Origin of the sequence: Bifidobacterium sp. ESL0800, assembly GCF_029395355.1 — a bacterium.
Taxonomy (GTDB): domain Bacteria; phylum Actinomycetota; class Actinomycetes; order Actinomycetales; family Bifidobacteriaceae; genus Bifidobacterium.
In genome coordinates, this window is record NZ_CP113913.1 from 1,177,186 (window position 1) to 1,192,913 (window position 15,728).

At 55.6% G+C, this 15,728-nt stretch carries 10 protein-coding genes; 2 read left to right on the top strand and 8 right to left on the bottom strand.

What is annotated here, in order from left to right:
• Window positions 1-47: 47 nt before the first annotated feature.
• The 8 genes from pgmB to OZX75_RS04790 form a co-directional block, all read right to left on the bottom strand.
• On the bottom strand, window positions 48-704 hold the full coding sequence (pgmB, locus tag OZX75_RS04755) for a beta-phosphoglucomutase (protein WP_277145537.1): 657 nt from the start codon (window positions 702-704) through the stop codon (window positions 48-50).
• Window positions 685-3,522 carry an alpha-L-rhamnosidase gene (locus OZX75_RS04760; RefSeq protein WP_277145538.1) on the bottom strand — a complete coding sequence of 946 codons (2,838 nt, stop codon included), beginning with the start codon at window positions 3,520-3,522 and terminating at the stop codon, window positions 685-687. Before OZX75_RS04760 ends, pgmB begins: the two co-directional genes overlap by 20 nt.
• Window positions 3,523-3,548: 26 nt before the next feature.
• Window positions 3,549-5,255, bottom strand: coding sequence for a glycoside hydrolase family 3 protein (locus OZX75_RS04765; RefSeq protein WP_277145539.1), 1,707 nt, complete (start codon window positions 5,253-5,255; stop codon window positions 3,549-3,551).
• Between the two features lie 88 nt (window positions 5,256-5,343).
• Window positions 5,344-7,590, bottom strand: a complete 2,247-nt coding sequence (locus tag OZX75_RS04770; RefSeq protein ID WP_277145540.1) for an exo-alpha-(1->6)-L-arabinopyranosidase — start codon at window positions 7,588-7,590, stop codon at window positions 5,344-5,346.
• A gap of 90 nt (window positions 7,591-7,680) precedes the next feature.
• Window positions 7,681-9,726, bottom strand: coding sequence for an alpha-xylosidase (gene yicI, locus OZX75_RS04775; protein ID WP_277145541.1), 2,046 nt, complete (start codon window positions 9,724-9,726; stop codon window positions 7,681-7,683).
• Window positions 9,727-9,923: 197 nt separating this feature from the next.
• On the bottom strand, window positions 9,924-11,705 hold the full coding sequence (locus OZX75_RS04780; RefSeq protein WP_277145542.1) for an ABC transporter substrate-binding protein: 1,782 nt from the start codon (window positions 11,703-11,705) through the stop codon (window positions 9,924-9,926).
• 78 nt (window positions 11,706-11,783) lie between these two features.
• The gene (locus tag OZX75_RS04785) at window positions 11,784-12,716 is read right to left on the bottom strand and encodes a carbohydrate ABC transporter permease (RefSeq protein ID WP_277145543.1); all 933 of its coding nucleotides are present in this window, start codon (window positions 12,714-12,716) and stop codon (window positions 11,784-11,786) included.
• An 18-nt stretch (window positions 12,717-12,734) separates the two neighbouring features.
• Window positions 12,735-13,445 (bottom strand): ABC transporter permease subunit, encoded by a 711-nt coding sequence (locus OZX75_RS04790; RefSeq protein ID WP_277145544.1) that lies wholly within the window; start codon window positions 13,443-13,445, stop codon window positions 12,735-12,737.
• Window positions 13,446-14,074: 629 nt separating this feature from the next.
• Between OZX75_RS04790 and OZX75_RS04795 the strand changes: the two genes are divergently transcribed.
• Window positions 14,075-14,887, top strand: a complete 813-nt coding sequence (locus OZX75_RS04795) for an IclR family transcriptional regulator (protein WP_277145545.1) — start codon at window positions 14,075-14,077, stop codon at window positions 14,885-14,887.
• A 129-nt stretch (window positions 14,888-15,016) separates the two neighbouring features.
• Window positions 15,017-15,706: a YesL family protein gene (locus tag OZX75_RS04800; RefSeq protein ID WP_277145546.1), complete on the top strand. Its 690-nt coding sequence runs from the start codon at window positions 15,017-15,019 to the stop codon at window positions 15,704-15,706.
• Window positions 15,707-15,728 lie beyond the last annotated feature (22 nt).

The window sequence follows — 15,728 nt, forward strand, 5'->3', positions numbered from 1 at the left end:
GCCGGAATTCCAAACATTCCGGTTTCCTACCGATCGACCTTTGTGCTCTAGCGCCGTTCAAACGCCGTTTCGATGGCGTCGTACTGCAGCGCGGAGGTATCCGGCACCAGCAGCTTGGCATGGCCGAGTTCGCTGGGGCTGCCGACGCCCACCGAGAACGCTCCGGCGGCGTTGATGGCGGTGATTCCTGCGACGGAATCCTCAAGGCCCACGCAATCGCCCGGGTCGAAGCCGATCTCTGAGGCCGCTTCCAGGAAGATGTCGGGGGCGGGCTTGCCTGCGGCCACTTTGCTCGGGTCGGCGATGGCGTCGAAGGTGTCGGAAAGCCCGAGTTTTTCGAGGATAAACGGGCCGTTCATGCTCGCCGATGCCAGCGATAGCCTCACATCGTGCCGCTTCATCTGCGCAATCAGCTCGGGGATGCCCGGCAGGATATCGGCCGAGGTGAGCCCCGCGAGAAGTGCGCGATAGGCCTCGTTCTTTTCGGCGGCCAGCGCATCGAACTGCTCCTGCGGCACGGTGACCCCCAGATAGTCCAGAATCACCTTGAGCGAGTCGGCGCGGCTGACGCCTTTGGTCTTTTCCTCAAGCTTGTCCGGAAGCTCGCGGTCGAAATGGTCTTTAACCAGCTTGCGCCAGGCTCGGAAATGGTAGACGGCGGTATCGGCGATCACGCCGTCCAAATCAAAGAGAGCGCCTTTCATCGAGGAATCTCCTTTCGCTTTCCAACGGCGTCTTGTCCATGATGGCCTTGATCTTGCCGAAGTCCTGTGTCGAGATGTTGACGAACGGGAACATGGTGTTCATCTTGACCAGGGAGAGCGACCCGAAGTTGTTGAGGTTGCCGTCCTGCTGCAGGAATCCGAAGACACCGTTAATGGGTTCGAGCTGCCCCAACAGTTCCTTGTCGGCCATCAAGGCCGCGGCGGGCATGTCGAGGTTGTAGTGCTCAATATAGTCCTCGTCCGGTCGATACGCGATATGGTATGTCCCGTTGGTCAGCACCAAAGGCTGCGAAACGACCTGCCCATTGACGTTGATTTCGGCGTTACGGCTGCGAGGCAGCTTCACCGTCACGCTCTGGCCGAACGGCACCTCGACGTCCAACGTGACCGTATGCCGCGCGTCGCTTTCCAGCTGGTACTCGACGCGCAAATCACCGTAGGAGCTGCGATAATGGCCACGCACGTGCTTCAACCGATAGTCGAATTGCGGGGCGAGGGCGACAGTTCGATACCCGTCCTCATGCCCGGCGATGCCCAGCACGTAGCGATACACCCACTCCATGATCGCGCCGATGGAATAGTGGTTGAGCGAGTTCATTCCGGCAGGGTTCATCGAACCGTCGGCAAGCACGGAATTCCAACGCTCCCAGACGGTCGTGGCTCCGAGGTTGACCTCGTAGAGCCAGCTGGGGAAATCCTCGTTCAGGAAAATCTGAGTGGCGAGTTTGTGCTGCCCGTTGTCCGAAAGGACCTGGCAGATCAGCGGCGTGCCGACGAACCCGGTCTTCAGATGGTTGTTGTCCTTGTCAAGGCGGGTGACCAGATCGGCCAGAACCCGCTGTTTCTGGTCTTCCGGCACCAGGTCGAAATAGAGGGCCAGTGCGTAGGCGGTCTGCGTGTCGATGGCCAGGCGGCCGTTGGCGGTGATGTATTCCTTGGCGATGGCCGCTTTGATGGCCTTGGCCTGAGAAGCGTAGTGCTCCGCGTCTTCATCGTGGCCAAGCAGTTTCGCGCTGCGGGCGACGATGGAGCTGGAATAGAAGTAATACACCGAGGCGATGAAATCCTCGTCGGTCCTGCCGGTCGGCATCGCCGGGTTCTCGCCGTCCATGGAAAGCCAATCGCCGAACTGGAAGCAGCCGGTCCACAGGTTCTTCGTCTTGGTGGCCTTGCCGATCCAATCGACCCACGATTTCATGGCCCGGTAGTTCTGGCGCAGGATCGCCGGGTCGCCGTAGGCCTCAAAGACGTTCCACGGCACGATGGTCGCTGCATCGCCCCACACGGCGGCTCCCCCGTCGTCCACGCCCATGGCCGGCGCGTACATCGTAAGCATGCCGTCATGCTGGGCCTGTTCGATGCCCATGTCCTTGGCGTATTTCTTGTAGAAGGCGTAGGCGTCCATGTTGAGCACGGCGGTGGCGGAGAACACGTCGGCGTCGCCGGACCAGCCGAGGCGTTCGTCGCGCTGCGGGCAATCGGTGGGCACGTCGAAGAAGTTGCTCTTCTGGCTCCACAGGATATTGCTCAACAGCCGATTGACCTTGGGGTTGTCGGTTTCGATGCCGCCGGTGACGTCCATCTTGGAGAACATGACGGCCGCGCGGAAGTCCTCGGCCTTCACCGGCTTGGTGTTGCCGGTGACCTTGACGTAACGGTAGCCGTAGTAAGTGAAATGCGGGCGCACCCACTTCTCCTCGCCGTCGGAAGTGTACTTGAGGGCGGCACGCGCCTCGCGCAGGTTGTCGCGGTAGAAGTTGCCATTCTGCAAAATCTCGCCGACCTGCAACGTAACCGTTGTGCCTTTGGGTTCGCGGTTGAAGAACTCGGGCCATCCTGCCTGGTTCTGGCCGAAATCGAGCACGGTCTCGCCGGCGGGTGTAGTGATGATTTCTTTGACGGGCAGATACTCGTCGATGGTGATCGGCGGACTCAGGCGGTCGGCGAGCATGTCGGTGGGATGGTCCACGGTTACCGCGGGTTGCCAGTTGCCGACCTGAATCGTATCGTCATAGTCCTCGCCATAGTAGATGGCCGATTTGGTGACCTTGCCCGAAGTCGTTTCCCACGACGGATCGGTGGCGATAACCTTTTCGCTGCCGTCGTCATAGCGCAGGCGCAGCTCGGCGATGGCCATCTGCCGGTCGCCATAAATCGCGTCACGTCCGCCGTCAAAGCCGAAGTTGCCCTTGTACCAGCCATCGGCCAGCGAGAAGAGCAACTCGTGCGGCTTGGCTGCAAAATCGTTGCCAGTAACCGTGTCGCTCAAGTCATAGGTCTGCACCTGCACGAGCTTGTCGTAGGCCGTGGTGCCTGGAGCCAGGTATTCGTCGCCGATTTTTTCGCCGTCCAGATATGCTTCATAAAGACCAAGGCCGGTGACATAGAGACGGGCGGAAGCGACATGCTTGCCGGTCTCGAAACGGCGACGCAGCAATGTGTTCTGCAGGTCCTTGTCGGGGTTGCCGATCCAAGAGCCGGCAAACGGCTCATCCATCTTGCCAGTCTCGAAGAAGGTCGTGCCTTCGATTTCGTTTTCGCCGTCTTTGAGCATTACGGTGACGGTGTAGCGGGTGCGCGGCGACAAATCAAGCGCCACGTCGAAGACGTTATCTTCGTATTGCTGCCACCGCGAATCGTAGACGGTCTCGCTCTCCGAGATGACCGCGCGTTTCAAGACGTCGGTATGTTCGCCCTCACCATCGAGCCGAGCTGCGAATTCGATGCGTATCGGGCCTGCGAAATCGTAGCCGATCGGCTCGCGCATATGGTTAATCGAAATATCCGACACTTCCATCACAACCTCCTTGGTTTCCATTTGCCTTACAGGCGCGTCTCAAAATGGCCGCAGAAGGGATCGACGGGGCTCTTGCCTTCGAATTTCTCCTTGCCGGTCATCTTGCGCACGATCGCGTCGATGGTCACATCGTTGCCGGTGTAGGCGTTGACGTAGGTGGAGACCATCGGGATGTCATAGAGATGGTAGGGGTTGCAGGTCGAGACGAAGACCGTGGGGATGCTGCGCATGAACCACGGCGCGTCGGCGGCCATGAGGTGGATCCAGTCGAGACGCGTCGTCGTCTGGTTGCTGGCGGTTTCGACGTTGGCGACGTAGAAGGCGAGGTCGAAACGATCCTCCTCTTCCTTGACGCCGCCTTCGAAGACCTCCTGGAAATCGAGGTGCTTACGGTCGAATATAGTGACTTTGAAGCCCTCGCCCTCGAGCTTTTTCTTGAATTTGTCGGCGACCAGACCGCCTTCCTTGAAGCCGCCGTCGTCGGTGTCGCCAAGCACGACCAGGCGCACGCGCGGGTACTTCTTCGGGGTGATCGGCAGGATATTGTCACGGTCCTTGACCAGCGTGACCGATTTCGCGGCGAGATCGGCGGCAAGTCTGCCATGTTCCTCGAGTTTCAGATCAAAGTCGGGCGAGGACGGGTTCTTAAGCTTGCCGTCCGTGCCCATGACGCCTTGGGCCACCTTGGTGGCGACGATGCGAGTGACGGCCTCGTCGACGCGTTCCATCGGCAGCGTGCCGTTCGAGACCGCCTCGCGCACGTAGCCGTAATCTTCATCGATGTCCTTGTTGAACAGGATCATGTCAATGCCGGCGTTGATGGTGGTCGGCAGCGCCTGCGAGCGTGGCATGATGTCATTGTAACCGATCATCGGCGTGGCGTCGGTGATGGCAAGCCCATTGAACTTCAGCTGACCACGCAGCAAACCATCAATCAACAGCCTGGACACGGAAGCGGGACGCAGATCCTTGTCTTCGATGCCCGGGCACAGGCGGCGTTCCCACGCGGGCTGCATGATGTGGGCAATCATGACTGCAGGCAGTCCGCGCTCGATCAAGTGACGGTAGATCTGTCCGTACGATTCCATCCATTTCTCGACACTCAGAGAGTTGATGGAGCTTAAGAGGTGCTGGTCACGCTCATCGACGCCGTCGCCGGGGAAGTGCTTGGCCACGGGGATGATGTCGTTGGCCTTGAAGCCTTCGATCTCGGCGTCGGACATGGCGATGATCGTGCTTTCGTCGCTGCCGAAGGTACGGGTGTTCATGATCGGGTTGCGGAAGTTCAGATCGAGGTCAACGATCGGCGAGAACGACATGTTGCCACCGACCTGACGCGCCTCATATCCGGAGACATCGCCGAGTTCATAGGCTTGATGGGGATCGGCCGTAGCGGCGACCTGCATCGGACGGCCGAACCACGTGCCTTCGGCGACCAAACCGTTGCCGCCGGCCTCAAGGTTCGCCGCGATGAAGAGCGGAATCCTGCTATTCCCCTGGCACGTCGCCACTTTATGCTGCAGCTTGCCGGCCTTGTCCGGTCGATACATGATGCCACCGGGATGATATCGATCGATAAAATCCTTCAAGCGGGAATCGTCACCTTCTTGACCGATGACAAAAAACAGCTGGCCTATCTTCTCCTCATCGCTCATGCCTGCGACGACACGGTTGACAAAATCAATCTGTTGCGCCGACAGGCGATACGGCCCTGCAGCTAAATCCAATCCCAACGTACACTCCCCAACATCAAACCGTCCGAAAGATTCCGGCCATCACATCAAGCGAATGCCGAAAACCGGAATCTTGATTTTCTCAAATCTACTTATTCCTCAATTGTCCATAGGCCTTCAGCAGATAGCCCGGAACCTCCGTGCCCGGCTTGCCCATGAGCACACCGAACGAATTGATGGGAGTTCCTGCGAGCAAAGACATCAGCAGCGCATCATCGGTCGGCAACTTGGGCGCCTTGCCTTTTGCAGCGTCCGCTTCCATCTGCTCGATCGCCTTGGCACCAAGCGGATCCTCCTGCCACTGCGAGAAGAAGGACCATTCGCTCAATGGCAGGGATTTGCCGTCACCGTCAAGACGAACCTCGACACTCTGGACAATGTCACGGCTGGAAGTCCCCACTTCGATGCCATAAACGCCAGGTTCAACATGCCAGTCGTGATATTCGTCGGACCAATAGGCGAACGACCGTGCGTCAAGCTGAATCGAGACCGTCTTCGACTCGCCCGACTTAAGGAACACCTTTTTGAATCCTTTGAGCTCATGACGTGGGCGCTGGACCTCGCTTTGACCGGGTGCGACGTAGATCTCGACGGTCTGCGAGGCGGCGACATTGGACGTATTGGTGACGGTGACCTCCACCAACGCGGCGCACGATCCGGTCTTATCGACCTCTATGTCGCTGAACTTGAAATCGGCATAGCTCAGGCCGTAGCCAAAGGGATAGGCCACAGGCTTATCGAAGGTATCGTAATATCGATAACCGACGAACACGCCTTCGCCGTAGTCCACATTGCGGGCGCCACCCGGCCAATTCATGATTGTCGGATCATCCTGCAGTTTCATGGGAATCGTTTCGGCAAGCTTTCCGGAGGGGCTGACGTCGCCTTCGATGATGTCGGCCAGCGCCTCGCCTCCGGCCTGTCCGAGCAACCAGGATTCCAGAATCCCCTGGGCCTTGTCACGCCACGGGGCCACGGAGACCACGCCACCGTTGGAAAGCACCACCACGACATGGCTGTTGATTGCCGATACCTGCGTCAGCAAGTCAATCTGCTTGGCAGGCAGGTCCAGACTCGTCCGGTCGCCGCCTTCCGACTCCATCTCATCAGGCAGACCTATGAACATCAGTACGGTATCCGCCCCTTTCACGGTATTCAGCGCTTCTTTGGTCAACTGCTCATCCTGAGGTTTGTCGTCCAATGTGAAACCGGGAGCAAAGTCGAATTGAATGCCGCGAGACGAAAGCGCATCGAGGAAGCTCGACAACCTGGTCGGATTGATGTGGGAGGAGCCGCCACCCTGATAACGAGGGGTACGGGCAAACTCGCCGATTACGGCGAGATGCCGGTCTTTGCCGACCGGCAGGATGCCACCCTCGTTCTTGAGCATGACAATCGATTCCTGTGCGGCACGGCGAGCCGTTTCATGATGGGCATCAACGTCGTAACGGTAGCCTTCGGCGCTCATGGACTTATGGGCCTTGCCCATCAGGTCAAGCACCCCGGAAGCCATTCGGTCGAGCTGGACGACATCGATACGGCCATCACGTACCGCATCGACGATCTGGCTGTCGGTATCGGTGGGCGGCATTTCCAAGTTCATGCCCGCGTTCAGGGCATCGACCCGGTTATGGTCCGCTCCCCAATCGCTCAGGACGATTCCCTTGAATCCCCATTCCTTGCGCAGGATATCGGTGAGCAGCCAATGGTTCTGTGCCGCGTACACGCCGTTGATGCGGTTATAGGAACACATCACCGTCCACGGCTGCGCGGTTTTGACAATGTATTCGAAGGCAGGGAAATAGATTTCACGCATCGCGCGTTCGGAGACATTGGCGGAGACGCGCATACGATCGGTCTCCTGGTTGTTGACGGCGAAATGCTTCAACGACGTGCCGACGCCTTCCGACTGGATGCCGGTGACCATGCCGACCGCGACATGGCCGGAAAGATAGGGATCCTCACTCCAGAACTCGAAGCAACGTCCGCCCAGGGGGCTGCGTTTGATATTGACTCCGGGACCGAGAATCACCGCGACCTGCTCCTGCACGCATTCCTCTCCCATCGCACGTCCGACCTCATCGACCAGTTGCGGATTCCATGAGCTGGACAGTCCGGCAGCCGGAGGGAAGCACGTGGCAGGAACCGATTTCGTTTCAAAAGAACCCGATGAATTCGCCGCCTTGCGCAAGCCGTGAGGGCCATCAGTGACCATATAGCCGGGAACACCTTTATCGGCAATTGCCTGCAGGTGCCACGAATCCCCACCGGACGTCAGGCTTGCCTTTTCTTCCAGCGTGAAATCATCGAGCGACCAACGCGTACTTGCGCTCATATCTTCTCTCTTTCCTTTATATGACCAAGCAGGCAATCCAGCAGGCGCCATTCGTTGGAACCGCCGGATCGCCTGATTACCGATACCCGATTATTCCTGTTCGTTTAGCGGATCGGCGCCGGGGCGCACCAGCACCGGCAAGGTGTGATAGTCGTAGGTCTGCCTATACCAACGGCCGGGCTCATAGCTCTCACCGGTGATGAGGTTCTTCCACGGCTCGCCTGCGTGCTCGCCGCCAGCGTCCGGCACATAGAAACGCGCCGCGCCGTCTTCGGAAAAGACCGGTGCCACCAGGATGTCGTCACCCAGCATGTACTGGGTATCGATGTCCTCGCAAGTCGGATCGTCCTGGAATTCCAAAACCATCGAACGCATCATCGGCACGCCCGTCTCGTGGGTCTCGTGCGACATACGCACCAGATACGGAACCAGACGTTGCTTCAATTCGGTGAATTCACGGGCCACGTCCACCGCCTCGTCGCCATACAGCCACGGCACCTTGTACTCACGCGACCCGTGGTAACGAGAATGGGAAGACAACAGCCCGAATTGCGTCCAACGCTTGTACAGATCCGGCGTCGGCTTGTCTTCAAAACCGGCGATATCATGGCTCCAATACCCGAAACCGGACATGCCGAATGAAAGCCCGGCACGCAGCGACTCCGCCATCGACGGATAGTTGGAGGAGTTGTCGCCACCCCAATGAACCGGGTACTGCTGGCCGCCGACCGTCGCGGAACGAGCGAAAAGAATGGCGTTCTCCTTGCCCTTCTGCTCACAGATCAGATCATAAACCGCCTTGTTGTAGAGCTGGGCATAATAGTTGTGCATCAGCTTCGGATCGGAACCGTCAAAATAAACCACGTCCTTGACGGGAATGCGCTCACCGAAATCGGTCTTGAAGCAATCCACACCCTGATCCATCAGGTGACGCAACTTGCTCTGATACCATTTCACTGCCTCGGGATTCGTGAAGTCGACGATGGCCATACCGGCCTGCCACTTGTCCCATTGCCAGACCTGGCCATTGGTACGTTTGATGAAATAACCACCTTTCGCGCCTTCCTCGAACAACGGGGACTTCTGGCCGATATAAGGATTGATCCACACGCACACTTTGATACCGCGGTCGTGCAGCTTCTTCAAAAGGCCCTCGGGATCGGGGAACTTGTCCGAATCCCACTCGAAGTTGCACCACTCCAGCTCCTTCATCCAACGACAATCGAAGTGGAAGACGCTCAACGGGATATGTCGCTCGGCCATGCCGTCGACGAACTTCATCACCGTTTCCTCGTCGTAATCAGTGGTGAACGAGGTGGAAAGCCAAAGCCCATAACTCCATTCCGGCACCAGCGGCGCCTTGCCCGTCAAATCGGTATAGGTGTTGAGCACATCCTTCATCGAGGAGCCGCCGATGACGCAATAGGTCATCTCCTGGCCTTCAAGCGAGAACTGGACGCGCTGCACACGATCCGAGCCGATCTCAAAACTCACCTTGCCCGGGCTGTCGACGAAGACGCCGTAGTTGCGGTTGCTCATATAGAACGGGACGTTCTTGTAAGCCTGATCAGTGGCCGTACCGCCGTCGGCGTTCCAGACATCGACGCTCTGGCCATTCTTCACGAAGTTGGTGAAGCGCTCGCCGAGTCCGTAGATCTTCTCGCCGACCCCCATATCCAGTTGTTCTGAAATATAGGCGGCACCATCCGAATCGGTCACCAACGCCTTGGAACGGAATCCCGCTCCGGTCAACGGCTTTCCGTCATAGTAAAAACGGAAATCATGCTTCTTGCCCTTTCCGATCTTGAGGCTGGTGTGTCCGGAGGTAAAGGTCCAGGCTTCGTCGTTCTCCTCGATATCGACGTCCGGATCATTGGTATTGAGCGGGAAGGTCGGACAATGGCTGCGGTCTTCCTTGTAATTGACTATTCTCGTGGAGATGATGTCAGGACGCGGGCTGGTCACCTCGACCGTCATGATCCCGCCGTCCAGCGTCATTCCGGTTTCGAAAATCGGGAAATTATACGAGCAATACAGCGTAAGCTTCTTCGGTTCGATCTTGGCGGTGTAGACGTTCGCTGCATATTTGACGTCGAAACCGTCACGTACCAACCACTCACCATTTGAAAATTTCATTGTTTCCCTTAACTTCGTTATCAGGCCCTCGCCGCAGATACTAGAGGAACGGAACCTTATATCCTTGATTGATGAACCCGGATTCGGCAGTTGACATTATGCAGCTGAGATGGCATTGCCTCTCTCGGCTCATAATGTCAGCTGCTTCATCCAAGTTCCGGAATCATGCACCTAAAAGGTGCCGATCAGACCACCCGTCAATTCGACGAGCTGGTCGAATCGCTCTTTTTATTGGCGAACTCTTTGACAATGGCCTTGCGGGACTTGTCTTGATCCTTGGCATTCTTCAAATCGAAGGCAAGGGCATCCTTCAACCCCAGCCCCTCGACCTTGGAACGCATGCCGCTGAGAATCTGCTGGAATTCCGCATCGCTTCCGGCGAACGACGCCTTCCAGGAGGAATTGACGATTTCGGTCCTGATCGAGCTCTTGATGGTCGAAATCTTCGAATCCTCAAGAGGCGGCACCACGGTGGCACCAGGAGCGACGTCGATCATCTTGTTCTTTTCAAGATATTCCATAGTGGTCTTGGCCCCTCCCATATGTTCGGGCCAATCCTTATGCAATGGATTGTCGTTGTTCTTCTCCAGAACGCTCGGCCATGCAGAGGACGTATACGTATAGCCGGTGCCGGGATCCTTGTCGGCGACCAAAACGCTCGGGAAGTTGAGCTTGGACATACCATCGGAGTAAGAGCCGCCACCGTAGGACTTCGGAACGTTCGCGGAGCCGCCGTTGATGACCTTCTCGCCGAAGGCGGTAAGAACCGGCTTGCCGTTTTCTACCTTCCAGTTCAGCCCCTTCGGGCCGGCGGAAAGTCCGTCTTGCGAGCTGGAGTCATAAATGCCTTCAGGGGAATACAGCCAATCGATGAACTTGACCAGACGAGGCTTGTTCTTGGCTTTCGAGCCGAGAGCGATCATGGTGATGCCGCCATCGGGTGTCGCGCCCTTGGAATAGATTTTCTGATCCTTCATGGGAGCGATCATGAAGCCCTTGCCCTGGGCAGTGCGCTCAGGCGTGTTGTAGGCGTTCTGTCCGGCCCACGGCCAGAAGGAGAACAGTACCTTGCCGTCCTTGTATTTGGAAAGCAGGGTGTCATAGTTCTGGGTTGTGGAATCAGGATCGACGATACCGGCCTTGTTCGCCTCATAGAAGAACTTCAAAGCCTTCTCATAGATGCCGTTCTTCGCGGTTATAGGCTCGTAGTCGGAACCGTCGGCCTTCGCCAGTTCGAAACCGACCTGGTCGTAGCCATAGAGATTGGCAGGACCCTTCGCGACGGTCATCATGTCGCCGTCCCAATCCTTGAAAAGACTCAGCGCATAGACCTTGTTGTCACCAGTCTTCTGTCGCTCCAACGTCTGCATCTTCTTCAGTACCGGAAGCAGATCCTCAAAGGTGTTGATTTTCGGATAACCGACCTCTTTGTAGAGATCCCAACGCAGATACGGGCCGTACGTCGGCTCCACGGATTCGCTGGCCGTCGAGGGGCTCCTGTCGGACAACGAATTGGGGATGCCCCAGACCCCGGAGGTCTTGCCCAGGACTTTGTTGGTGGCATCGGTGGCATGCTTGTATTTCTTGATATTGTTCATACCCTTGAGGTACGGGGTCATATCCGAAATCAGGTTGGTCTTCGCGAGTTTGGCACCACGGCCGAAGGCATCGGTCGAGATGATGATGTCGCCCAGATTGCCTGCGGCGGTACGCGTATCGAACAGCGTGGTTCCGCCACCGGCGACATTCGGTGAGATATAGTTCAGCTGCATGTTGAACTTATCCTTGACCACCTTGGCGAACCAACCTTTTTGCACGCCCTGATAGTTGGCCAGGTCATCATACACATCGACCTTCATGAACGAATTGTCGTCCTTGTCGCCTGCAGTGTTGTCACCGGACGAACCGCAACCGGCGAGCATCATCGCCGCGGACAACGCCAGTGCGACGCCACCGATCATTTTCTTTCGTAAGGACATCTTTGCCCTCCCTTTCTTTTTATATTTCACATCCTTTTTGATATCGAGAGTATCGACTCCCAAACATAGCGGGATCAATCACCCCTTGACCGCCCCAAGCATCATTCCCTTGACAAAGAACCGTTGGAAGAACGGGTAGATGAAGAGAATGGGCAGGACGACGATAACAGAAACTGTCATACGAATCGAGGTCGGTGTCTGCTGGGTCGCCATCGCGGCCGCATTCACCGCCGAACCTCCACTAGCCTTGACGGAAGCCGCCAGCGAGTTCGCCTGGTTGATATAGGTGTACAGCAGATACTGCAAGGAATACAGCTTGGAATCCGTCATATAGATCAAGGTGTCCTGGAAGGAATTCCACTGGCCAACGGCAGTGAAAATAGCCACCGTGGCCAAAATCGGCGTACACATCGGCAAAATGATCTTTCCGAAAACAGTGAAAGTGCCGGCCCCGTCCATCTCCGCAGCCTCCTGAAGGCTCTTGGGAATCGATTCGATGAATGTCTTCACCAGGATGATATTGAACGGCTGCACGATGACCGGAAGGATATACACCCAGAAATTATTGGTGAGTCCGTAATTCTTCATCGTAATGAACATCGGGATGATGCCGGCGGTGAAGTACATGGTGACGATAATGAAACGGTACCAGAAACTTCTGTGCCACATCTGCTGCTGCGTGAACATGAACCCGAGGTATGCGCTCGCGATCACCGTCAGTACCGTGCCGATGACCGTACGGGCGAGCGACACCAACGCCGCCTGAGGAAGCCCTTCGAGGCCGAAGACCTCCTTGTAATTGCCAAGATGGATACCTGCCGGCAGCCATCGTATGGCACCTGCCGCAGACAGGTTATTGTCCGAGATGGAATTGATCAACAAGTAGTAGAACGGGTATACACAGATGAACGTCACAATAAGGAAGAAAACAATATTGAAGATGTTGTATACCTTTTCTCCCCTGGTTCGTTGCTGCGCCGGAGAGGAGCTCTGAGAATGATCATTTTTCATGATGTAGTTCCTTCCTTCCTAGATAATCGATTCACCGCGGGTATGCTTGGACAGCCAGTTGACCGAGAACAGCAAAACCACACTTACCAATGATTTGAGCATCGAAATCGCCGTCGCCAACGACAGGGAGTTCTGCCCCATACCGATGTTGTATACATAAAGATCCAGCACTTGGATGTGTTGAGCGTTGAACGCGTTCTGGAAAACGAAGAACTGGTCCATGCCGTTGTTGAGGAAGTTGGAGACAGCCATCATCAGCAACACGAAATAAGTCGGCATCAGTTGAGGAATCGTGACGTGGATGATCTGCTGGAACCTGTTGGCGCCATCGACTTCGGCTGCCTCATACAGCTCCTGGTCGATTCCGGAGATTCCGGCCAGATAAAGAATAGAGCCCCATCCAAGCGTTTTCCAAAGGTTCCACACCACCATCTTGATCCATGTGTATGAATCGGAATCGAGGAACTTGATCGGGTGGACAATCAAATGCATGTTCTGCAAAAGATCGTTGACCATGCCATTGGAGGAGAACATGGCGAAAGCGATGGAGTATACCAGAACCCAGCTGATGAAGTTAGGCAATGTCGTCAATGTCTGAACCAGGTTCTTAAACCATTTGGCACGAATCTCGTTAAGCGCTATGGCGAAGATCATCGGGAAGAACGTCGTCAGGATATTCAGCCCGCTTATGGCAAAGGTATTGACCAACACCTGGCCGATGGTTCTCATCTGGGCAGGATTCCTCACCAGCATCTCAAACCACTGCAACCCTACGAATTTGCTTTCCGAAAGCGGGATTGGCGGTTGATAGTCAAAGAAGGCATAGATCCACCCGAACAGCGGGATATAGTTGAACAACACGCAGAGCAAAAGGAATGGCGAGACGAGCAGCCACAACTTGAAGCCATGGGATATCCGCCTATGCCTGCCTCTCTTTGGGCTGCCTTGCACTTGTCCGTTACGTTTTTTGGCTTTGCCAGCAATTGACTCTTGCACCAATGGGGCTTTAAGCGTGGCATCTTTCCGTGACGCTTCCACTATTCCTCCTTCTTCTGCGACTTCATGAACAGTCCGAACCGTTGCGTCGACAACGACGACTCCGTCAGCTCTTCCTTGAAGATATCGGCCACAATTCAACGAACGCTGCCCGGCACCATTCCCGCAGTCCCGATACGTACCTGCAAAGCAAGACGCCGGTCCTTGTCGGTAACCATGTACCCGTCAACTCGTTCGTTAGAACAAGTTATATCGTGAGGAAATCGAGACAAAAATTCCATTTCCACTCAGTGGAAAAACAGAAAGGCCTCAATTGCCTGTCTATTTATAATTAAGCCATGAACAAGCAGAATCGCTCACCCATGGCTCCGGACGCCAAAAAGACATCCGAAAAAACCAGCATGATCGAACGGATTTTCGCGATTCTCGATTGTTTTACCACAGAAGATCCTCAACTCAACCTCACACAAATCTCCAACCGCTGCGGACTTCCGATAAGCACCACCAGCAGAATCCTTTCAGGACTGGTCGCCCACGGAGCCGTGGAACGATGGCGCAACGGCAATTATTCAATCGGGATGCATCTGATCAATCTCGCGCAGACGGCGCAACCGATGCTCTCCATTCAGGAAACCGCCTCGCCTTGCCTGGACAATCTGGAGCGAGCCACCAATCTTCATGTTCAGCTGGCTACTCTACAAGACACCGGCGCTCTCATCATCGATCGCAGGGACGGTCATCAGCAGTTGCCTTTGTATTATCATGTCGGTGACGTTCTGCCTTTGGTTCCTACTGCCGTAGGCAGAGTCCTCTTGGCTTTCGCTTCCCCGGCATTGAAATCCAAGATTCTCGACAACGACGATTTCGTCTGGCCCTCGTATGAAGTCGAGAGGCCATCCGCAAGCGACATCTATGCAGAACTTGACAAGATTGAACATGATCGAATAACATTTTTCGACCTCACCAACATTCCCGTGAATTCGGTTGCCGTCCCCATCTTCGACCGCGGGATGACGGTCGTCGCAGCTATCAGCATCGTGGTCAAAACCGGAACGGTGCCCCTTGCGCCCAAACTGGCCACACTGATCAAGGCCACCGCCATGGATATCCAACGCAGACTTGCCGGCCCAAAATCAAAACGCATATTACCCCCTTGGGACGCAGGCGATCAATGACCACTAATTTATACAAATATCCTAATTATATACAATTAATTAATCAATCTAATATTTAGTATTGGGTAAGCCGCAATCGCACCCAGACGGAACAGCGCCATCACCGATTCCAAAGGAGCCAACTTCGTCATGCACTTCAATATCAACAGCCCATTTTGGCGATTTCTGACTCTATGCGTCCGCTACTTTATCCTGAACCTTCTATTCCTGCTTACCTGCATTCCGATCATCACCATCGGTTCCGCCAGAACAGCGCTTTACAGCACCGTCTTCGCCTACGACGATCACGAGGACATCAATCTGGGCCGGGAATACCTTCATCGCTTCATACGCGAGTTTCTGCGTTCATTTGCAGCGTTCATCGTATTCGCAGCAATCGGCGCAGTTATCGTTTTCGCCTTGTCCTTCTGGAATTCCCTGAATTCGAATTCGTCCTATATCGTACTTCCGATACTTGTCATAGCGGGAATCATACTATTGATGACCTTCGAATTCTATTGCCCTCTGCAAGCCAGGTTCGAGAACAGTTTCAAAGCCACACTGCTGAACGCATTGAGGATACCTTGGGCGACGTTTGGCAAGACACTTGCCATCGTAGCCGTAGACATCGCCGCAATCGCCTTATTCGTATTCACCAAATATGTACGCATCGCCTGTCTGCTGCTGGGGTTCTCGTGGCTCGCCTATGCCAAATCCTTGATCTACCTAAAAATCTTCAATCAAATCAACCAAATGAGCCAGCGACAGGACGATTTGCCGGACACCTCCGGGCCGATTTCCTCGAAAGACAATTCCATACCCACTGCTTCGCTGATGTAAGCGAATAGGATTTTCGACAGAA